We start from the raw sequence: 21149 nt of genomic DNA on the forward strand, positions 1-21149 counted from the left end.
ATGCTGGGCGGGTGTCCACGCGCCTCTCCCAGCTCTTCGTCCGCACCCTCCGTGAAGATCCCTCCGACGCGGAGGTGACCAGCCACCGCCTCCTCGTCCGGGCCGGCTACATCCGCCGTCAAGCTCCCGGCGTCTTCGCCTGGCTGCCCCTGGGCCTCCGGGTCAAGGCCAAGATCGAGGCCGTCATCCGCGAGGAGATGACCGCCTCGGGTGCACAGGAGGTGCACTTCCCGGCCCTGCTGCCGCGTGAGCCCTACGAGGCCACCGGCCGCTGGACCGAGTACGGCGAGGGCATGTTCCGCCTGAAGGACCGCAAGGACGCCGACTACCTGCTCGCCCCCACGCACGAGGAGGCTTTCACGCTCCTGGTGAAGGACCTCTACTCGTCGTACAAGGACCTCCCGCTGACGTTGTTCCAGATCCAGGACAAGTACCGCGACGAGGCGCGGCCCCGTGCGGGCCTGCTGCGCGGACGCGAGTTCACGATGAAGGACGCCTACTCGTTCGACGCGACCGACGCCGGGCTCGACGCCAGCTACCAGCTGCAGCGCGAAGCGTACGAACGCATCTTCACGCGCCTCGGCCTCGAGTACGTCATCGTGCAGGCCGACGCCGGCGCGATGGGCGGCTCGCGCTCCGAGGAGTTCCTGCACCCGACCGAGGTCGGCGAGGACACCTTCGTCCGCTCAGCGGGCGGCTACGCGGCCAACGTCGAGGCCTTCACGACGACCGTCCCCGACGCCAGGGAGATCGAGGGGCAGCCCGCCCCGGTGATGCTCGACAAGGCCGTGACGCCGACCATCGCCTCCCTCGTCGACCAGCTGAACGCCTCTCACCCCCGCGACGACGGAAGGGACTGGACCGCGGCCGACACCCTGAAGAACGTCGTCGTGGCTCTCACTCACCTCGACGGCACGCGAGAGCTCGTCGTGGTCGGCCTGCCCGGCGACCGCGACGTCGACATGAAGCGCCTCGAGGTCGCCTTCGCGCCCGCAGAGGTCGAAGCGGCCGGCGACGCCGACTTCGCGAAGGTCCCCGGCCTCGTCAAGGGCTACATCGGTCCTGGAGGCGCGGGCTGGGGAGCCGGTGTCCGCTACGTCGTCGACCCTCGCGTCGTCGAGGGCAGCTCGTGGGTCACCGGCGCGAACATCGACGGCGTCCACGTCGCCGGTCTCGTCGCCGGCCGCGACTTCGAGCACGACGGCGTCGTCGAGGCCGCCCAGGTCCGCGAGGGCGACCCGGCTCCCGACGGCTCCGGCCCCATCGAGACAGCCCGCGGCATGGAGATCGGCCACGTGTTCCAGCTCGGCCGCAAGTACGCCGAGGCGCTCGGCCTCAAGGTCCTGGACGAGAACGGCAAGCAGGTCACCGTCACGATGGGCTCGTACGGCATCGGCGTGACGCGCATCCTCGCGGTCATCGCGGAGGCCAACAACGACGAGAAGGGTCTCGTGTGGCCCGCGAACGTCGCGCCGTTCGACGTGCACGTCGTCGCGACCGGCAAGGACCCGGTCGTCTTCGAGGTGGCCGAGGCGCTCACCGCCGAGCTCGAGGCGCACCGCCTCGACGTGCTCTACGACGACCGCCCGAAGGTCTCGCCCGGGGTCAAGTTCGGCGACGCCGAGCTCCTCGGCGTGCCGCAGATCGTGGTGGTCGGGCGCTCCGCCGGCGAGGGGATCGTCGAGTTGTGGGACCGCCGCACGGGCGAGCGCACGCCCGTCCCGGTGGCCGAGGCCGTCGCGGCCCTCTCGGCTCCGCGCGCCTCCTGACGTCGTCGGCCCGCGCCTCCTCGTGTCCCCACGGACGCGGGAGGCGCGGGCCGCGTCCGGTGCTCCGCCCCCGTCGCACTCGGGTACCGTAGGGGGATGCTGTGCGCGCCACCGTGCGCGCAGCCTGAAGATCTGAACAGTGGAGGCCCTCAGTGGACATCGACCTGAGCGTGCTGCGTCTCATGGAACGCGAGCGCGAGATCCCCTTCGAGGAACTCGTGGGCATCATCGAGCAGGCCATCCTCACGGCCTACCTCAAGCACACCGACCAGCCGGAGAGCCGCGTCCCGGCGGCGAGGGTCGAGCTCGACCGCAAGACCGGGCACGTGTCCGTGTTCGCCATCGAGCGCGACGAAGAAGGCGAGGTCGTCGGCGAGTCCGTCGACAGCCCGAGCGACTTCGGCCGCATCGCCGCCTTCGCGGCCAAGCAGGTGATCAACCAGCGCCTGCGCGACATCGGCGACGACAAGGTCCTCGGGCAGTTCAAGGGGCGCGAGGGCGACATCGTCGCCGGCGTCATCCAGCAGGGGCCCAACCCTCGCATGGTGCACGTCGACCTCGGCACGATCGAGGCGATCCTGCCCCCCGAGGAGCAGGTGCCCGGCGAGAAGTACGACCACGGCACGCGCATCCGTGTCTACGTGACCGGCGTCAGCAAGGGCACGAAGGGGCCGCAGATCACCGTCTCGCGGACGCACCCCTCGCTGGTCCGCAAGCTGTTCGCGCTCGAGGTCCCCGAGATCGCCAGCGGCGTCGTCGAGATCGTGTCCCTGGCCCGCGAGGCCGGGCACCGCACCAAGATCGCGGTGCGCGCGACCGAGCCCGGCGTCAACGCGAAGGGCGCGTGCATCGGCGAGATGGGCGCGCGGGTGCGGGCCGTGCAGACCGAGCTCGGCGACGAGAAGATCGACATCGTCGACTACTCGAGCGACCTGCCCGTCTTCGTCGCCAGCGCGCTGTCGCCGGCCAAGGTGTCGTCGTCCTTCGTCATCGACCAGGCGACGAAGGCCGTCCGGGCCCTGGTGCCCGACTACCAGCTGTCGCTCGCCATCGGCAAGGAGGGGCAGAACGCCCGTCTCGCCGCGAAGCTCACGGGCGCGCGCATCGACATCCAGCCCGATTCGATCCTCGAGGACGACTGACCGACCCTGATGCCGGGGGCGGGCGGCGCACCACGCCGTTCGCCCCCGGCGTCTCCCGTCCGCCCAGCCGAGGGGGTAGAGTGGTACCCGTAAGAACGTGCATCGGTACTCGAGCGCGCGCTCCACGGTCCTCACTCGTGAGGGTCGTCGCCCGTGACGGACGCCTGGTGGTCGACGAGACCGCCACGCTGCCCGGGCGGGGTGCGTGGTTGACGCCTTCGATGGACGCGTTCGAGTCGGCAGTGAAACGCAGGGCATTCCGCCGTGCGCTCCGCCTCGACTCCGAGCCCGACACCGAGCAGCTCCGCGACCACCTGATGCGGCTGCAGACCGATGTGCACACCCCGAGTTCCACCACGACCACTGGCCACGACAGAACAGGCTGACAGGCACATGGACAACTAATGAGCGGCTCGAAATGAGACCCGTCCAGAACTGACGGCTCCCTCCTGACCGGGAAGGGGCCCGAGACAGGAGAACTGTGGCTAAACCACGCGTACACGAGATCGCCAGCGAGCTGGGGATCGACAGCAAGACAGCACTAGAGAAGCTCAAGGAGATGGGCGAGTTCGTCAAGGGACCGTCCTCCAGCGTCGAGCCCCCCGTGGCCCGCAAGCTGCGCCAGGCGTTCGCCGGCGCCGCTGCCGCGCCGAAGGCCGGCGCCGCACCTGCGGCGAGCCCGAAGGCGTCGGCTCCCGCCGCCTCCTCCGCACCGAAGCCCGGCGGGCCCCGTCCCGCCGCGCCCAAGCCTCCCGTCGCCGAGCAGCCCGCTGCTCCCGTCGAGGCCCCGGCCGCCGCTGACGACACGGATGCGGCACCTGCCCCCGTCGCGCCGCTCACCGTCGCCGAGCGCCAGGCGAAGGCCGAGGCCGAGCGCGCCGCGGCCGCGGCCGCCAAGGAGTCGGGCACGGCTCCCGCCGAGTCCGATGCTCCCGCCGAGGCCGGCGCGTCCGCGCCGAAGCCCGGCGGTCCCCGCCCCGGCGCCCCCCGTCCCGGCAACAACCCCTTCGCCAGCAACCAGGGCATGGGCCGCCCGAGCGCGCCCCGTCCCGGCGGCTCCGGCGCCGCGACCAGCATGCCCCGCCCCGGCGGAGCAGCAGGGCCGCGCCCGATGGCTCCTCGCCCCGGTGCTCCTCGTCCGGGCGCTCCGCGTCCCGGCGTCGGCGCCAGCCCGCGCCCCAACGGCTTCGGCCAGCGCCCCGCGGGTGCCGGCGGTCGTCCCGGCGGTGCCGGCGGCGGCTTCCAGCGTCCCGGCGGCGGTGCTCCCGGCGCGGCCGGCGGCTTCCGTCCCGGCTTCGGCGCTCCCCGCCCTGCGGGCGGCGGCGGCGGTGGCCGTGGTCGCGGCCCCGGCGGCGGCACGGCCGGCGCGTTCGGTCGCGGCGGCGGCAAGAGCAAGGCACGCAAGTCGAAGCGGACCAAGAGGGCCGAGTTCGAGATGCGCTCCGCCCCGTCGCTGGGCGGCGTCAGCGTCCCCCGCGGCGACGGCAGCACGATCGTCCGTCTGCGTCGCGGCGCGTCCATCAGCGACTTCGCCGACAAGATCGACGCCAGCCCCGGCAACCTGGTGACCGTCCTCTTCCACCTGGGAGAGATGGCGACCGCCACCGAGTCGCTCGACGACGCCACGTTCCAGGTGCTCGGCGAAGAGCTCGGCTACCGCATCCTCGTCGTCTCTCCCGAGGACGAGGACAAGGAACTCCTCGAGGGCTTCGACATCGACCTCGAGCAGGAGCTCGAGGACGAGGACGAGGACGTGCTGCAGGTCCGTCCGCCCGTCGTCACGGTCATGGGCCACGTCGACCACGGAAAGACCCGACTGCTCGACGCGATCCGCAACGCCAACGTCGTCGCCGGCGAGGCGGGCGGCATCACGCAGCACATCGGTGCTTACCAGGTCTGGGCGCCCCACGAGGGCGTCGAGCGCGCCATCACCTTCATCGACACCCCGGGCCACGAGGCGTTCACCGCCATGCGTGCCCGTGGTGCGCAGGTCACCGACATCGCGATCCTCGTGGTCGCGGCGGACGACGGCATCATGCCGCAGACGGTCGAGGCGCTGAACCACGCCCAGGCTGCCAACGTGCCGATCGTCGTCGCGGTCAACAAGATCGACAAGGAGGGCGCGAACCCGGCCAAGGTGCGTCAGCAGCTGACCGAGTACGGCCTCGTCGCCGAGGAGTACGGCGGAGACGTGATGTTCGTCGACGTGTCCGCACGCGACAACAAGAACATCGACGCGCTGCTCGAGGCCGTCCTCCTCACAGCCGACGCCGGTCTCGACCTGCGGGCGAACCCGGACAAGGACGCTCGTGGAGTGGCCATCGAGGCACGCCTCGACAAGGGCCGCGGTGCCGTCGCGACCGTGCTCATCCAGTCGGGCACCCTGCGGGTGGGCGACGCGATCGTGGCGGGAACGGCCTACGGCCGTGTCCGCGCGATGATGGACGAGAACGGCGACACCGTCGACGAGGCCTTCCCGAGCCGTCCCGTGCTCGTGCAGGGACTCTCGAGCGTGCCTCGTGCCGGCGACACGTTCCTCGTCACCGAGGAGGACCGCACGGCCCGTCAGATCGCGGAGAAGCGCGAGGCCGTCGAGCGCAACGCGTCGCTGGCCAAGGCCCGCAAGCGCATCTCGCTCGAGGACTTCACCCGTGCTCTCGAAGAGGGCAAGGTCGAGGCGCTCAACATCATCATCAAGGGCGACGTGTCGGGTGCCGTCGAGGCACTCGAGGAGTCGTTGCTCAAGATCGAGGTGGACGACAGCGTGCAGCTGCGCATCATCCACCGCGGCGTGGGCGCCGTCACCGAGAGCGACGTCAACCTGGCGACCGTCGACAACGCGGTCATCATCGGGTTCAACGTCCGACCGGACACGAAGGCCCGCGAGCGTGCTGCCCGAGAGGGCGTCGACGTGCGCTTCTACTCGGTCATCTACGCCGCTCTCGAGGACATCGAGAACTCGCTCACGGGCATGCTCAAGCCCGAGTTCGAGGAGAAGCAGTCCGGTGTCGCCGAGATCCGCGAGATCTTCCGCTCGTCGAAGGTCGGCAACATCGCCGGTGTCATCGTGCGGTCGGGAACGATCACGCGGAACGCTCGTGCCCGTGTCATCCGCGAAGGCGTGGTGGTCGGCGACAACCTCGCCATCGACTCGCTGCGTCGCTTCAAGGACGACGTCACCGAGGTGCGGACGGACTTCGAGGCCGGAATCGGTCTGGGCAAGTTCAACGACATCCAGATCGGCGACGAGATCGAGACCATCGAGATGGTCGAGAAGCCGCGGGGCTGACGCCCGGCGACGCATCGTCAGAGGCCCCGCCACGACCACGGTCGGGGCGGGGCCTCACCCCTCTCGCCTGCGGGCGAACAGCAGAAGGAGCAACGAATGGTCGACGCACAGCGCGCCCGCAAGATGGCCGACCGCATCCACGAGATCGTGGCGCGGCGGCTGGAGCGCGGCATCAAGGACCCGCGCCTCGGGTTCGTCACCATCACCGACGTCAAGGTGACCGGTGACCTGCAGCACGCGTCCGTGTTCTACACGGTCTACGGCACGGACGAGGAGCGCGCCGACACCGGCGCCGCCCTCAAGTCCGCCACGGGCATGCTGCGCAGCGAGGTCGGCAAGAACATCACGGCACGGCTCACCCCGAGCCTCGAGTTCATCCTCGACGCCCTGCCCGAGAACGCGGCGTCCATCGACCGCCTCCTGCAGGAGGCGCGTCAGCGCGACCAGGACAGCCAGACCGTCGCCGCCACGGCCGAGTACGCCGGAGACGCCGATCCCTACGTCAAGCCCCGCGACGAGGACGACTACGACGACGAGGACGACGACCTCGACGACGACGACACCGACGAGGTCACTCCGGTCGTGGACGAGGCCGACGTCGAGTCGGGCGCCGTCGGCGACGGCACGGTGGAGCCGGACGGCTCCACGCGCTGACCCAGCTCGGCTGCCGGGCGCCTAGCTCGGCAGCGACCAGCCCTCGTCGGCCGATCCCGTGACCAGTCCGTCACGGAGGAGGCCGGCGAGGGCTCTGTCGCGCTGCTCGGCGTCGGGCCACACCCGGGCGACCTCGTCGCCCGTGACGGGCACGTCGCTCGCCCGGAGCTCGGCCATGACCAGCCCGCGCACCTGGCGGTCCGACCCGGCGAAGGCGGCCTGGCGGCGCAGGGGAGGGCCGGAGTGCTCGGGGCGGCCGGCCAGCACCCACGCGCACCGGTCGACGAGCGGGCAGTCGTCGCAGCGCGGCGACCGTGCCGTGCAGACGAGCGCGCCGAGCTCCATCACGGCGGCGCTGGCGACCCGGGCCTCGGCGACGTCGGTCGGGAGCTGCGACTCCATCGCCGGCAGGTCGCGGCGCGCGTTCGGCGCCCAGGGCTCGGCCAGGCCCTCGACCGCGCGGGCGAGCACCCGGCGGACGTTCGTGTCGACGACCGGGTGGCGGTGCCCGTAGGCGAAGACCGCGACCGCGCGTGCCGTGTAGTCGCCGACACCCGGCAGGGCGAGCAGCTCGGGCACGGTCTCGGGCACGACGCCGCCGTGCCGCTCGGTGATGACGACGGAGGCGGCGTGCAGGGCGAGCGCCCGGCGCGGGTACCCGAGGCGGTCCCACGCGCGCACCGCCTCCGAGGCGGGGGAGGCGGCGAGGTCCGACGGCGTCGGCCAGCGCTCCAGCCACTGCTCCAGCCGGGGGACGACCCGCACGACAGGTGTCTGCTGCAGCATGACCTCGCTGACGAGGGTGCCCCAGGCGGTGAAGCCGGGCCGACGCCAGGGCAGATCGCGCCCGTGCTCGCGGAACCACGACGAGACGGCGGGGGCGATGGTCACCGGACGATCCTACGGGCGCTCGGACCGCTGTCGGCGGCCCGGCCTAGTGTGACCGCATGACGACTCGTTGGGCCCCCGCCAAGAAGGACACGCTGCGCGCTCTCGCGACCGAGATCCTGCACAACTACTCGAGGGGCCGGGCGTTCGTCGCCGTCGACGGCCCCGCGGGTGCCGGTCAGTCGGCGTTCGCCGACGACCTCGCGGCCGCTCTCGTCGAGGCGGGCCACGCGGCCTTCCGGGCGTCGGTCGCCGACTTCGGCAGGCCCCGGCGCGACGGAGGCGCGGTCGCGGACGGCGAGCCCGCCCCGGTCGACGGGGCGCTCCTGCGCCGTGTCCTCGTGGAGCCGTTCCGGCTGGGCGGCAGCACCGCGTGGGTCCCCGCCGCGTTCGACAGCGCCTCGCAGCGCGAGGTCGAGCCGCGCTGGGTGACGGGTCCCGACGACGCCCTCCTCGTCGTCGACGGCGAGGCCCTCGGGCGCCCCGAGCTCGCCGGGCTCTGGAACTACACGGTCTGGGTCACCCCGGGCGGCGGCCGCGGCGGCCTGCGGGCCGTCGCCACGGCGGTCGTCGACGTCGCCGACCCCGAGCACCCGCGCCGCGTGTTCGACGACGCGTGCTGAGCGTCGGCCCGGGCACGGTGCGGTAGCGTCGTCGCGTGAACAGCGGCATCCTCCTCGTCGACAAGCCGCAGGGCATCACCAGCCACGACGTGGTCGCCCGCGTCCGCAGGGCCGCCGGCACCCGCAAGGTCGGCCACGCGGGCACGCTCGATCCCCTCGCCACCGGCCTCCTCGTCCTCGGCCTCAACTCGTCGACCAGGCTCCTCACGTTCCTCGTCGGGCTGGACAAGACGTACGAGGCGACCATCCGGCTGGGCGTCTCCACCGCCTCCGACGACTCCGAGGGCGAGATCACGGCCACCGCCGACGCGTCGGGCGTGTCCGACGCCGCGGTGGACGCCGGCGTCGCCGACCTCACCGGGCCCATCAGCCAGGTGCCGACCACGGTCAGCGCCATCAAGGTGGGCGGTCGACGTGCCTACGACCTGGCCCGTGAGGGCGTCGAGGTCGAGCTGGCGGCGCGTGACGTGGTCGTCTCCGAGTTCGTCGTGCTCGACCGCCGTGACACCGTCGTCGACGGGGTGGCCGTCCGCGACCTCGACGTCCGCGTCAGCTGCTCGTCGGGCACCTACGTGCGGGCCCTCGCCCGCGACCTCGGGGGCGCGCTGGGCGTCGGCGGGCACCTCACCGCGCTGCGGCGCACGCGGGTCGGCTCGTTCGACGTGGCCGACGCCGCGGTGCTCGAGGGCATCGAGGTCGCGCCGGCCCTCCTGGCTCCCTCGGCCGTCGCCTCCTCGTTGTTCCCCGTCTGGTCTATGACGGCCGACGAGGCGCTCGACCTCGGCCACGGCAAGCGGCCCACGACCGGCCGCGCCGACACCGAGGGCCCCGTGGCCGCGGTGACCGCCTCGGGCGACCTCGCCGGGCTGGTCTCGGTGCGCGGCGGCCGTGCCGTGCCCATCGTCAACTTCCCGACCGACGAGGTGCACACGTGATCGAGTGGTTCACCTGGGCCCAGGTGATCGTGGCCTGCGTCGCCGGGCTGGTCTGCCTCGTGGCCGGCTTCTCGGGCAAGCTGCCGAACGACATCACGGTCGGCGCCACGGCGCTCGTGCTGCTGCTGCTGCTCGTGCAGCTGGTGGTCGCGATCGTCGCGCCGTTCGCGGGCAACCCGCCGACGGGCAATGTCGTCGAGTTCTACATCTACCTCGTCTCGGCGATCCTGCTGCCGCCGCTCGCCGTCGTCTGGGCGCTCGTCGACCGCACCCGGTGGAGCAATCTCGTGCTCGCGGCGGCCGTCTTCGCTGTCGCGGTCATGGTCTACCGCATGCTGCAGATCTGGACCGTCCAGGTCGCGTGACGGCCGCCTCCTGCGTCCTGGCGCCGGTGCACAGGCGCGCGCCATATCCTTGTCGGTGATGGTCACTCAGAAGTCTTCTCGTGCGGTCGGCGTCGGCCGGGTCCTCATCGCGGTGTACGCGGTGCTCGCCCTGGCGGCGACCGGCCGGTCCGTGTTCCAGATCCTCGAGCAGTTCGACGAGGCGCCGCTCGCGTACACGCTGAGCGCCCTCGCCGCCGTCGTCTACATCGTCGCCACCGTCTCGTTGATCCGGCGCGGACGCACGTCGTACGCCGTCGCCTGGGCGACCATCTCGTTCGAGCTCGCCGGCGTGCTGATCGTCGGCCTGGTGACCGTGCTCGACCCGGAGCTGTTCCCGGACGACACCGTGTGGTCGTGGTTCGGGCGCGGCTACGGCTTCGTCCCCCTCGTCCTGCCGGTGCTGGGCATCCTCTGGCTGCTCCGCTCCCGGCCCGCCGTCGCCGCCGAGGCGGACGCCGCCGACCGGACGGAGTAGCTCCCGTGCAGTTCTGGGACGCCCTCGCCGACGTGCCCGCCGACCTCGGCCCGACCGCGGTGACGATCGGCAAGTTCGACGGTGTGCACGTGGGGCACCGCGCCGTGATCGACCTGCTCGAGCAGGTGGCGGCCGAGCGCGGCCTCACCTCGGCCGTCGTGACCTTCGACCGCCACCCCCTCGCCGTGCTGCGGCCGGGCTCGGTGCCGCGGTCGCTCGTCAGCAACCGGCAGAAGCGCGAGCTGCTCGAGGCCGCCGGGGTGGCGGCGACCCTCATGCTCACCTTCGACGACGAGCTCCGCAGCCTCACGCCTGCGCAGTTCGTCGACCGCATCCTCGTGGGCGCCCTGCACGCCCGCGTCGTCTTCGTCGGCGACGACTTCCGCTTCGGCGTCCGGGGCAGCGGCACGGTCGACACCCTGCGCGAGCTCGGCGCCGAGCGGGGGCTCGAGGTCGTGTCGATCGACGACGTCCGTCTCGGGGGCGGGCGCCGCGCCTCCTCGACCTGGATCCGGGAGCTGCTCGAGGCCGGCGACGTCAAGCGCGCCGGCGAGCTGCTCGGCCGGGAGCCGGCCGTCCGCGGGATCGTCGTGCACGGCGAGCAGCGCGGTCGCGAGCTCGGGTTCCCGACCGCCAACCTCGCGCCCGACAGCGAGGGCTACGTCCCGGCCGACGGCGTCTACGCGGCTCGGGTGCTGGTCGGCGACACGACGTATTCCGCCGCCGTCTCGGTGGGGCACAACCCGACCTTCGAGGGCGTGCCCGAGAAGCAGGTCGAGGCCCACCTGCTCGACGTCTCGATGGACCTCTACGGCCAGGAGCTGACGGTGATGTTCGTCGACTGGGTCCGCGGCAACGTGGCCTTCGAGGGCATCGACGCGCTGATCGAGCACATCCGGGCCGACGTCGTCCGCACGCGCGAGGTCCTCGGCCTGTCCTGAGACCGGCGGCGTACCGTCGTGTCCATGCCTGCTGAGAACGACCCGACGACGACCGCGCCCCCCGAGGCGCCCGTGGCCACCGACGTCACCCGCGACACGGACGAGGCGGTCTCGCGCCGCCGCGTGCTCGTCACCGGGGCCACCGGCTACATCGGAGGCCGCCTCACCCCGCGCCTGGTCGAGGCCGGAGCCGACGTCCGCGTGCTCGTCCGCTCGCCCGAAAAGCTCGTCGACGTGCCGTGGGCCGGCGACGTCGAGGTCGTCCAGGGCGACCTGACCGACCCCGAGTCCGTCCGCGTCGCGCTCGACGGCGTCGAGGTGGCGTACTACCTCGCCCACGCCATGGGCAGCAAGGGCGACTTCGAGCGGGCCGAGGCCGAGGCCGCCCACGTCTTCGCCGACGCCGCCCGCGACGCCGGGGTCGCCCGCATCGTGTACCTCGGGGGCCTGCACCCCGACGGGGAGCTGTCGAAGCACCTCCGGAGCCGCCGCGACGTCGGCGACGTGCTCCTGGCGAGCGGGGTGCCCACCGTGGCCCTCCAGGCCGGTGTCGTGATCGGGTCCGGCTCCGCGTCCTTCGAGATGATCCGCCACCTCACCGACGTCCTGCCCTACATGCCTGCGCCGAAGTGGGTCCGCAACCACATCCAGCCGATCGCCGTCCGCGACGTGCTGCACTACCTGATCGGCTCGGCCGACGTGCCTGCCGACGTCAACCGGACCTTCGACATCGGCGGGCCGGACGTCCTCCGGTACGGCCAGATGATGAACGGCTACGCGCTGGAGGCCGGCCTCGCGCAGCGCCCGATCGCCTCCCTGCCCGTCTTCACGCCCTGGCTCGCCTCACAGTGGGTGAACCTGGTCACGCCGATCCCGCGCGCCCTCGCGATCCCGATCATCGCCTCCCTGCAGTACGACTGCGTGGTGAGCGAGAGCGACATCGACGACGTCGTGCCGCCGCCCGCCGAAGGGCTCCTGCGCTACCGGGCCGCCGTGCGGCTGGCCCTGCAGCGCGAGAAGGACGGCGAGGTCGAGACGAGCTGGCAGGACTCGTCGGTCGCCGGCGCCCCCAGCGACCTGCTGCCGAGCGACCCCGACTGGTCGGGTCACACGGTCTACACCGACGACCGCGAGACCGACTCGACCGCGTCGCCGGAGGCGCTCTGGCGCGTCGTCGAGGGCATCGGCGGCGAGAACGGCTGGTATTCGTTCCCGCTCGCCTGGGCCGCGCGCGGCTGGATGGACCGGCTCGTCGGGGGAGTGGGGCTCCGTCGCGGGCGGCGCAGCGCGACGTCGCTCCGGGTGGGCGACGCGCTCGACTGGTGGCGCGTCGAGACGCTCGAGCGCGGCAGGCTGCTGCGGCTGCGTGCCGAGATGAAGGCGCCGGGCGGGGCGTGGCTCGAGATGCGCGTGACCCCGCGCGAGGGCGGCGGCTCGCACTACCGCCAGCGCGCCGTGTTCTTCCCGCACGGGCTCGGCGGCCGACTGTACTGGTTCGCCATCCTGCCGTTCCACGGGGTGATCTTCAGCGGCATGCTGCGCCGGATCACGGCGACCGCCGCACGGGACGCCTCGGGTTCTGGCTCTGGAACGGGCGACGCTGGTGCTGGTGCTGGTGCTGGTGCTGGTGCTGGTGCTGGTGCTGGTGCTGGCGTGAGCGCCCAGGCCGGCGCAGCCCGGCCGTGATCGCCGCGGCCCTCGTCGCGGTCACGCCGACGCCGCTCTACCCCGCCGACCCGGGGGCCGGGTCGCCGGTGCCCCTCTGGCTCGGCGTGGCCTTCGGCGTGCTCGTGGTGGTGGTGTCGTTCGTCGTGCTGCTGCCGAGCGTCCGGCACGCGCTCGACCGGGTCGCCGCCCGGCGGCCTCGCCGCTTCCGCCGCTGAGCCGCCGCGCGCGCCGCTCGCCTGTCGCGGACTGTGTCCGTCGGCCATCTGCATGGTCGGCCCTGAGCACCTCCGGCACGACCGCCTCCCGTGCACCCGGTCGTCTGAGTGCGGTCGGTGTCGGCGGGTTCCTGTGCCCCACGGCGGGTGGGCGCGGACCCGCCGTGGACGACGGGAACCCGCCGCAGCCTGCACCTACCCGCCGCCGCTGACGGTAGCCCGCCGCGGACGACGGGAACCCGCCGCTGCCTGCACCCAGCCGCCGTGCTCGCTGGTGATGCTCGCCGCGGGCCGGGGCGATCCGCCGGCCGCCCGGGTCGTGCGCAGCCCGCGAGCGGTACGCTTCCCCGAGACGACACGCCGGGGGCCGTCCGGCCCCTCGGCACATCGACACCACCCGGAGGTACCCATGGCGCACGGCGAGAGACTGGTCTTCGTCGGAGACAGCACGACGGCAGGCGGCGACTGGTCGGCCTGGTTCCCGGACGACGACGTCGTCGCCCTGGGCCGTGACGGCGACACCACGGCGAGCCTGACGGAGCGCCTCGACGAGGTCGTCGCGGCGCGTCCCGACTCAGTCGTGCTCCTCATCGGCAACGAGGACTTCACGGCCCGACGCACCGTCGAGCAGGTCGTCCGCGGCGTCGAGTCGCTCATGGTGACGATGCGCCGCGAGCTGCCCGGCACGCGCCTGCTGCTCCAGTCGATCCTGCCGCGCACCGCCGACCAGGCGCCGCGCATCCAGGACGCCAACCGGCACCTCCGCCAGTTCTCGTCGACGGTCCGGGCCCAGTGGCTCGACCTGTGGCCGGCACTGGCCGACGAGTCGGGCGAGGCTCTCCGCCCCGACTTCACCACCGACGGCGTGCACCTGAGCGACGAGGGCTACCGTGCCTGGGTCGCCGAGCTCCTGCCCGGGCTGGAGCGCCTCCGCGGTGAGCCGCCGATGAGCCGGCCGCTCACGGTGCTGCACGTCCCCTACGACATCGACTGAGGGCCGCCGCTCGGCCTCGACGCCCCCTCGACGACCCGTCGTCCCGGGGGCGTCGCCGCGTCCAGGGTGCGTCACGTCGCCCGTCGCTAGGCTCTCCCGGGCACGATCGTGCCCGACATCGACGAGAGGCGGCTCCGTGCCCACGCCCCAGGCCCCCGATTTCCTCCGCCCGGCCCTCGCGCCCGGCCTGCTCGGCGCCGTCGTGCTCACGGTGGGGGCTTTCCTGCTCGACTCCGGCACCTTCACCGTCGTGCGCTACGTGGTCGCCATCCTCGCCCTGATCATGGCGGTCTTCGCCTGGCGAGGGCGGGCCTGGTGGGCGGTCGCGCTGCTGGGCGCGATCGCGGTCCTCTGGAACCCGGTCGTCGTCGTGCCCCTCAGCGGTCAGCCCTGGGCCGCGATGCAGTTCGCTGCAGCGGTCGTCTTCATCGTCGCGGGCGTCCGCACCAAGGTGCCGAACTCCGAGGCGGGACGGGGCACCGGAGGCGGTCGTCCCGTCCGCGGACGCCGTCGCTGACACCCCTGCACACGGCCCGCTCCGCGGACCGCCAGCACCCCTGCACACGGCCCGCTCCGCGGACCGCCAGCACCCCTGCACACGGCCCGCTCCGCGGACCGCTAAATTGGGTGTCGACGTGCACGAGCCTGCCCGAGGCGAGCACAGGGAGTTGAGCCTAGATGGTCACCGAGATCACCGGAACGACGGAGAGTCCGCTCCTGACGCCCCGTCCCCGAGCCGGTGGTCTGGACCGCGACGACGTCGTGGTCCGCAAGGGGCAGTTCACGCTCCTCAACGGCCACCTCACCCCGCAGCAGTCGATGATCGAAGATCTGCTCTTCATCCGTCGGGTGCTCGACGAGGCCGAGGTCCCCTTCCTGCTGGTGCGGGGCAACGACGTCCGTCCCGTGATCGCCGTCGACACGGTCCACCGCGACGCCTTCGCCGAGGCGATGACCGGGGCGGCCGCGACCGAGCCCTTCTACGCCAAGCCCCCGAAGGGCCAGGCCGTGCTCGTGTCCGAGGGCGGCCTGCTCGACGAGGACGAGCGCATCTTCCGCCTCTACCGCCCGCGCGTCGAGCCCATCGGGCGCCTGCGCTACGGCGCCGGCACCGCGGTCCAGGTCGAGTTCTGGATCCTCACGGACGACCAGGTCCTCGTCCCGGTCGAGAACGCGCTCATGCGCACCGATCTGCCGCGCTCCGAGGCCGTGGAGGAGACCGTCGAGCGCTACGGCATGCAGTGGCCCACCCTCGCCCACATGTTCGACGACCACGCCACGGACATCACCTTCGACGTCGACATCGTCTTCTCGTGGGTCGACGGCAACTCCGTCGAGTACCAGCGCGCGCGAGCAGCCCGTGCGAACGGCCACGTGGTCGGCGAGGGCGACGACGCCCCCGCGCGGTTCCGTCAGATCGACGAGCTCAAGTACGCGCTCCGCTCGGTCTACATGTTCGCGCCGTGGGTGCGGAACATCTACATCGCGACCGACTCGCCCGTGCCCGAGTGGCTGGGCGACCACCCCCGGGTCCGCGTCGTCCGCAGCGAGGAGTTCTTCTCCGACCTCTCCTGGCTGCCGACCCACAACTCGCAGGCCGTCGAGTCGCAGCTGCACCACATCGAGGGCCTCAGCGAGCACTTCCTCTACTCGAACGACGACATGTTCTTCGGTCGCCCGGTCGCGCCGTCGATGTTCTTCTCGCCCGGCTCGGTGTCGAAGTTCATCGAGGCCGACACCCGCATCGGCCTCGGGCTGAACAACCCCGAGCGCAGCGGCTTCGAGAACGCCGCCCGGGTGAACCGCCGCCTGCTGCAGCAGCGCTTCGGGCGGGTCACGACGCGTCACCTCGAGCACACCGCCGCGCCGCTGCGTCGCAGCGTGCTGTTCGAGATGGAGCACGAGTTCGCCGACGACTTCGCCGCGACGGGCGCCAGCCCGTTCCGCGCGAAGGAGAACATCTCGGTCACCAACTCCCTCTACCACTACTACGCGCTGATGACCGGTCGGGCGATCCTGCAGGAGAACGCGAAGGCGGGCTACGTCGACACCACGATGGTCTCCGGTCTCGCGTCGCTGTCCGAGGTCCTGAAGAAGCGCTCGTTCGACTTCTTCTGCCTGAACGACGGCAGCTTCCCCGAGGTGACCGACGAGGAGCGCACCGACACGGTGACGGACTTCCTCGAGCGCTACTTCCCGTTCGCGGCGCCGTGGGAGCAGGCCGAGATGGACCGGGTCGCCCGCGAGGCCGCCGAGCAGGAGCGACGCACGCTGCGTGCCGACGGCCCGCAGGGCAGCATCGAGTCCTAGGAGGCGGATCGCGCGCCGGCAGGCCCGCCGACGTCGTCCCGGCGCCGGCCGCCGCCCCGGAGCTCGCCCGCCGCCGTGAACCGGGCGCCGGGCTCGTCCGAGAGCCCGGCGTCGATCCTGCTGCGCATCTCGTCGCTGATCGGCGGGAGCGCGTCCTGGGGGAACCACCGCGCCTCCGTGTTCTCGCCGTCGGCCGGGGCAGGCTCGCCCGAGACCCAGCGCAGGGCGAAGGTGTGGTCGAGGTAGCTCGCCTGGTCGCCGTTCGGGTAGGTGACGACCCCGGTCACCCCGACGGCCGCGAGACGGACGGGCTCGGCCGTCACGTCCGCCTCCTCGAGCACCTCGCGGGCGGCGGCGTCGGCAGGGTGCTCGCCCGGGTCGACGATGCCGGTGACCGGCGTCCACGCCCCGGTGTCCGAGCGACGGACCATGAGCACGTCGTCGCCTCTCGTCACCACGGCGGTGACGCCCGACAACCAGAGCGGGGCGGTGCCGACGGCCTCGCGGAGGGACAGGACGAAGTCGGGGGTGGCCATGCCGAGAGCCTAGCGACGCACCCGGCGGCCTCCCCGGGCCGCCGCCCTAGGCTGGCCCGGTGCACGAGGACCAGGTGAGGCGGGGCCGCGACGTGCGCGGCATCCGCGACATGGCGGGGGAGGCCCTGCTGCTCGGCGCGGGCGGACGCGCCATCCTGCTCCAGCTCGCGTGCCCGGGCGTCGGCCACGGCGTGGCCGAGCACAGCGACTTCGTCGACCGGCCCCTGCAGCGCCTGCACGGCACGATGACCTACCTCTACGCGATCGTCTACGGCAGCGACGAGGAGTCCGCGGCGGTGCGCCGTCTCGTGGACCGGGCGCACGAGCCGGTCCGGAGCGACGCCTCCTCGTCCGTGGCGTACGACGCACACGACCCGCAGCTGCAGCTCTGGGTCGCGGCGACGCTCTACGACTCGGCGATCGACCTGTACGAGCGCGTCTACGGACCCGTCGCGGCGTCCGAGGCCGTGTACCGCGACTACGAGTTGGTGGGGACCGCGCTGCAGCTGCCCCCGGGGGCCTGGCCCGCCGACCGGGAGACCTTCCGCGCCTGGTGGGACGAGCGTCTCGACGAGCTCGTCGTCGACGACGTCACGCGCGACGTGGCGCACCAGCTGCTGCACCCGCGGGCCGTGCCCCTGGCCCTGCGGCTCGCGATGCCGCTCGCCCGGCTCGTGACGACGGGGCTGCTGCCGGATCGCCTGCGCGAGGCGTTCCGGCTCCCGTGGGGGCCCGCCCGGGCCCGCGCGTTCGGCGCGGTGCTGCTGCTCTGCCGCCTCGTCGTGCCGCGGCTGCCGGCTCGCCTGCGGCACGTGCTCCGCGACCACTACCTGCGCCGGCTGCGCGCATACCTCGCCCGCGGCTGAGCCGGACGAGAGGGCCACCGAGCCGCCCGGGAGTGCCGGCGACCTGCGCCGGTCCCGCCGGTCGGCGTACCCCGACGAGTCTCGTCCGGGGTACGTCTCGTGGTAGACAAGTCACGCCCTCCCGCTGTCGGCCCCGTGCCGTGCCGCCCCGTGACGTCGTCGTCCGGTCGGGTGCACGCCGACGTGCACCCGGGCGAGCAGGAGGCGCGGACCGTTCGTCGAGGAGGACAACGCCCCCATGCCCCACCCGATCACCCCCGCCCCGGGACGACGTCAGGGTCGTTCCCCGTCCCCGTCCCCGTCCCCGTCGGGCTCCCGCCCGCACGGCCGTCGCGTCGCCGCGGCCCTCACCGCCCTCGCGGTCGCCGTCGGCGGAGGCGCCCTCACGGGCCTCGCCGCGGTGCCGGCCCAGGCCGCTCCCGCCCCGGGCGTCGGCGTCTCGGCCCCCGACACGGGCCGGTCGGCGCTCGTGAACCCCTTCGTCGGCACCGAGAGCGAGGGCAACGCGTTCCCGGGCGCGACGGCGCCGTTCGGCATGGTGCAGCTGAGCCCCGACAACACGGCCTCGTACGCCTCGACGTCGTACAGCAAGGACGCCGGCGAGGTCTGGGGCTTCAGCCACCAGCACGTCAACAGCGCCGGCTGCCCGGCCGCGGGGGAGGTGCTCGTCACCCCGAGCGCGGGCGACGCGCCCCTCACCGAGCGGACGGCCGTCGCGCTGAAGGACCAGGCGACCACCGAGCAGGCGTCCGCCGGGTACTACACGGCGCTCCTCGCCGACGACGTCGAGGTCGAGCTCACCGCGTCGACACGCGTCGGCGAGCACCGCTACACGTTCCCCGAGGGCGCCACGGGCTCCGTCTCGGTCAACGTGGGCCAGACCCTGCGAGATGCGGGCGCCAGCAGCGTCACGTGGGTCGACGACCGCACCGTCGAGGGCTGGGTCGACAACGGCGGCTTCTGCGGCGGGACCGACGACTCCGTGCGGTACTTCTTCAGCGCCGAGTTCGATCGTCCCGCCGCGACGCGCGGCACGTGGGGGACGGACGGCACCTTCGTGCCCGAGTCCGAGGCGAGCGCCGTCGACGTCGGCCTGAACGGCGCGGCCGCGACGTTCGACACGACGACCGACCGGACGGTCGAGCTGAGCGTCGGCGTCTCGTTCGTCGACCTCGACGGAGCCCGGGGCAACCGCGTCGCCGAGACCACCGTCGACGGCGAGCGTCTCGGCTTCGACGCCGTGCGCGCCTCGACCGCGGCGGAGTGGGACGACGCGCTCGGCCGCTTCGACGTGACGACGGAGACCGAGGAGCAGCTGCGGGTCTTCCACACCCAGCTCTACAAGAGCCTCCTCTCGCCGACCATCGGCAGCGACGTCGACGGCCGCTACCTCGGGATGGACCTGCAGCAGCACGTCGCCGACGGGTGGACCTACTACCAGCGCTTCTCCCTCTGGGACACCTACCGCACGCAGGCGACCCTGCACGCGCTGTTCGAGCACGACCGGGCGGAGGACGTGGTGCGGTCGATGCACCGCGCGAGGATCGAGGGCGGCTGGCTGCCCCGGTGGTCGCTCGGTGCGCTCGAGACCAACATCATGGCCGGCGACCCGGTGTCGCCCTGGTTGGCGGAGAACTTCGCCCTGGGCACGGTGCCCGACGACATCCACGACGAGCTCTGGGGATTCCTGACGGAGAACGCGACCACCGCGCCCCCGGCGGGCGTCGCCTCCGTGGGTCGCCAGAGCGCCGAGTTCTACCTCGAGAACGGGCACGTGCCCTGGTACGCCGAGAACGGCGGCGGCCTGGGCGGGCAGTTCGAGGAGTACCGCCACGGCGGCTCGGCGACGATGGAGTTCGCCCTCGCGGACGCCGCGATCGGCGCGGCCGCGCAGCGCCTCGGCAAGGACGACGAGGCGGCGCCGTTCCTCGAGCGGGGACGCAACTGGCGCACCCTGTGGAATCCCGACGTCGAGCTGACGGGCGGCTTCACCGGCATCGTCAACGCCGTCGGGCCCGACGGCGCCTTCAACTCCGCGCCCGAGCTCGCCGAGGTGCAGGAGTCCGGCTTCCACGAGGGCACGCCGTGGCACTACCAGTGGATGGCGCCGCAGGACGTCCCCGGCCTCGTCGACGCCATGGGCGGTCGTGAGGCGTTCCTCGCGCGCCTCGACCAGTACGTCGACCTGCCGGCCCTGCGCGCCGCGCCGGGCGTCTCGCCGGCGAGCTGGGCCGAGGGCGGCAGCGACTACTACTCGAGCATCGGCTACAACCCGGGCAACGAGCCCATGCTGATCGACCCGTGGCTCTACGACTTCGTCGGCGAGCCCGCGAAGGTCAACGACGTGCTGGCCGCCAACCTCAACCGGTTCCCGGACACGCCTGGCGGAGGCGTCGGCAACGACGACCTCGGCACCCTCTCGTCCTGGTACGTGCTGGCTTCGCTCGGCATGATGCCGGTCGAGCCCGGCTCGGGCATCATGGCCGTCAACGCGCCGCGGGTGCTGTCGGCGACGATCACGCTCGACGACGGCGCGCAGGTGTCGGTGTCCGCGCCCGCCGCCTCCGGCGACTCGCCCCGCTACGTCCGCGGCCTCAGCGTCGACGGCGTGCCGCAGACGCGCACCTGGTTCGACGCGACCGACCTGCAGGACGGCGCCGAGCTGGTCTTCGACCTCGCCTCGTCGCCCGAGGGCCTCACCTGGGGCACCGGGCCGGACGACGCCGTCCCGAGCGTGTCGGCCCCGGACCAGGCCGAGCTCTCCCTCGCCCCGATCGACGGGCAGACCGTGCCGGCCGAGGTGGGCCGCACGGTCGAGCTGCGGCTCGCCCGAGCGTCGCTGACCCCGGTGACGCCGGCCTTCCCGGCGTCGTCGGGCGTCACCCCGACGCCGGCCGTGCTGGCGACCGAGGCGACCGCGATGGAGGCGCAGGTCCAGTGGGACGACGGCGTCGCGGCCCCGGCCACGGTCGTCCCCGACGGCGACACCTGGCTGGTGACGACGACCCGGGCCTTCGACGTGGCCGGCGTCCGCACCGCGACGGTGACGGTGTCGAGCGCGGCGGACCTGCCGCCGTTCGCGCCCGTGCCGTTCGCCCCGGCCTCGCTCGCGGTGCCCGTGTCGGTCGAGGTCGCCCCGGTGCTGCCCGGCGACCCGCCGGGCGGCGGGGGCGACGGCGCCGGCCAGGGAGCAGGCACCGTGCCCGGGTCCCCGGGCGACGGGACCGCCTCCGACGGTCCGTCGTCGACCGTCGCCGACCGCGGGGCCCTCGCCTTCACGGGAGCCGGCCCCCTCGGAGCGCTCGTGGCGGCGGCGCTGACGGCGCTCCTCCTCGGTGCCCTGCTCGTGCGCCGGTCGTGGCGTGTGCGGCGGCTCAGCACGCGCTGATCGGCCCTGTCGGCTTGCGCTGACGACGACGCCGCCCCCGGGAGACCGGGGGCGGCGTCGTCGTTCGGCA

General features: G+C 73.0%; 19 protein-coding genes. 17 read left to right on the plus strand and 2 right to left on the minus strand.

Translation table 11 applies throughout. The annotated features are described in order from the left end of the window. Nucleotides 1-11 precede the first annotated feature (11 nt). The 5 genes from ACZZ97_RS05050 (at nt 12) to rbfA (ending at nt 6854) form a co-directional block, all read left to right on the plus strand. Nucleotides 12-1769: a proline--tRNA ligase gene (locus ACZZ97_RS05050; RefSeq protein ID WP_463472455.1), complete on the plus strand. Its 1758-nt coding sequence runs from the start codon at nt 12-14 to the stop codon at nt 1767-1769. Nucleotides 1770-1921: 152 nt separating this feature from the next. Beyond that, nucleotides 1922-2911 (plus strand): transcription termination factor NusA, encoded by a 990-nt coding sequence (nusA, locus tag ACZZ97_RS05055; protein WP_314102173.1) that lies wholly within the window; start codon nt 1922-1924, stop codon nt 2909-2911. Between the two features lie 80 nt (nt 2912-2991). Continuing rightward, complete coding sequence (locus ACZZ97_RS05060; protein WP_123546256.1) at nt 2992-3297, plus strand: YlxR family protein; 306 nt, start codon at nt 2992-2994, stop codon at nt 3295-3297. 95 nt (nt 3298-3392) lie between these two features. Beyond that, nucleotides 3393-6200 carry a translation initiation factor IF-2 gene (gene infB, locus ACZZ97_RS05065; protein ID WP_463472456.1) on the plus strand — a complete coding sequence of 936 codons (2808 nt, stop codon included), beginning with the start codon at nt 3393-3395 and terminating at the stop codon, nt 6198-6200. 96 nt (nt 6201-6296) lie between these two features. After that, nucleotides 6297-6854 (plus strand): 30S ribosome-binding factor RbfA, encoded by a 558-nt coding sequence (gene rbfA / locus ACZZ97_RS05070; protein WP_463472457.1) that lies wholly within the window; start codon nt 6297-6299, stop codon nt 6852-6854. A 21-nt stretch (nt 6855-6875) separates the two neighbouring features. Here rbfA and ACZZ97_RS05075 read toward each other — a convergent pair whose 3' ends face one another. After that, nucleotides 6876-7745: an HhH-GPD family protein gene (locus tag ACZZ97_RS05075; protein ID WP_463472458.1), complete on the minus strand. Its 870-nt coding sequence runs from the start codon at nt 7743-7745 to the stop codon at nt 6876-6878. 56 nt (nt 7746-7801) lie between these two features. On the opposite strand from ACZZ97_RS05075, the gene ACZZ97_RS05080 reads away from it, so the two are divergent. The 10 genes from ACZZ97_RS05080 (at nt 7802) to ACZZ97_RS05125 (ending at nt 16289) form a co-directional block, all read left to right on the plus strand. Continuing rightward, entirely contained in the window at nt 7802-8365 is a 564-nt protein-coding gene (locus ACZZ97_RS05080; protein WP_314102256.1) for a nucleoside/nucleotide kinase family protein, read from the plus strand. Between the two features lie 35 nt (nt 8366-8400). Further along, entirely contained in the window at nt 8401-9300 is a 900-nt protein-coding gene (gene truB, locus ACZZ97_RS05085; protein ID WP_463472459.1) for a tRNA pseudouridine(55) synthase TruB, read from the plus strand. Continuing rightward, nucleotides 9297-9665: a hypothetical protein gene (locus ACZZ97_RS05090; protein ID WP_133737651.1), complete on the plus strand. Its 369-nt coding sequence runs from the start codon at nt 9297-9299 to the stop codon at nt 9663-9665. The genes truB and ACZZ97_RS05090 overlap by 4 nt, the downstream gene beginning before the upstream one ends. Before the next feature lie 58 nt (nt 9666-9723). Next, a complete protein-coding gene (locus ACZZ97_RS05095) occupies nt 9724-10161 on the plus strand; it encodes a hypothetical protein (protein ID WP_123546244.1) in 438 nt (145 codons plus the stop codon). A gap of 5 nt (nt 10162-10166) precedes the next feature. After that, entirely contained in the window at nt 10167-11102 is a 936-nt protein-coding gene (locus ACZZ97_RS05100) for a bifunctional riboflavin kinase/FAD synthetase (RefSeq protein ID WP_463472460.1), read from the plus strand. Nucleotides 11103-11126: 24 nt separating this feature from the next. Then, a complete protein-coding gene (locus tag ACZZ97_RS05105; RefSeq protein WP_463472461.1) occupies nt 11127-12788 on the plus strand; it encodes an SDR family oxidoreductase in 1662 nt (553 codons plus the stop codon). Next, nucleotides 12785-12985, plus strand: coding sequence for a hypothetical protein (locus tag ACZZ97_RS05110; protein ID WP_463472462.1), 201 nt, complete (start codon nt 12785-12787; stop codon nt 12983-12985). The genes ACZZ97_RS05105 and ACZZ97_RS05110 overlap by 4 nt, the downstream gene beginning before the upstream one ends. A 409-nt stretch (nt 12986-13394) precedes the next feature. Beyond that, nucleotides 13395-13979, plus strand: coding sequence for a GDSL-type esterase/lipase family protein (locus ACZZ97_RS05115; protein WP_463472463.1), 585 nt, complete (start codon nt 13395-13397; stop codon nt 13977-13979). A gap of 136 nt (nt 13980-14115) precedes the next feature. Beyond that, nucleotides 14116-14496 (plus strand): DUF6804 family protein, encoded by a 381-nt coding sequence (locus tag ACZZ97_RS05120; protein WP_463472464.1) that lies wholly within the window; start codon nt 14116-14118, stop codon nt 14494-14496. A 161-nt stretch (nt 14497-14657) separates the two neighbouring features. Then, complete coding sequence (locus ACZZ97_RS05125) at nt 14658-16289, plus strand: stealth conserved region 3 domain-containing protein (RefSeq protein ID WP_463472465.1); 1632 nt, start codon at nt 14658-14660, stop codon at nt 16287-16289. Here the strand turns inward: ACZZ97_RS05125 and ACZZ97_RS05130 are convergent. Beyond that, entirely contained in the window at nt 16286-16825 is a 540-nt protein-coding gene (locus ACZZ97_RS05130) for an NUDIX hydrolase (protein ID WP_463472466.1), read from the minus strand. The two genes, ACZZ97_RS05125 and ACZZ97_RS05130, sit on opposite strands and share 4 nt — an antisense overlap. A gap of 59 nt (nt 16826-16884) precedes the next feature. On the opposite strand from ACZZ97_RS05130, the gene ACZZ97_RS05135 reads away from it, so the two are divergent. Together ACZZ97_RS05135 and ACZZ97_RS05140 are read left to right on the plus strand one after the other, a co-directional pair. Next, a complete protein-coding gene (locus ACZZ97_RS05135) occupies nt 16885-17691 on the plus strand; it encodes an oxygenase MpaB family protein (protein WP_463472467.1) in 807 nt (268 codons plus the stop codon). A 238-nt stretch (nt 17692-17929) separates the two neighbouring features. Then, nucleotides 17930-21079 (plus strand): GH92 family glycosyl hydrolase, encoded by a 3150-nt coding sequence (locus tag ACZZ97_RS05140; RefSeq protein WP_463472468.1) that lies wholly within the window; start codon nt 17930-17932, stop codon nt 21077-21079. Nucleotides 21080-21149: the final 70 nt, after the last annotated feature.

Source organism: Frigoribacterium sp. AC512 (genome assembly GCF_979258295.1).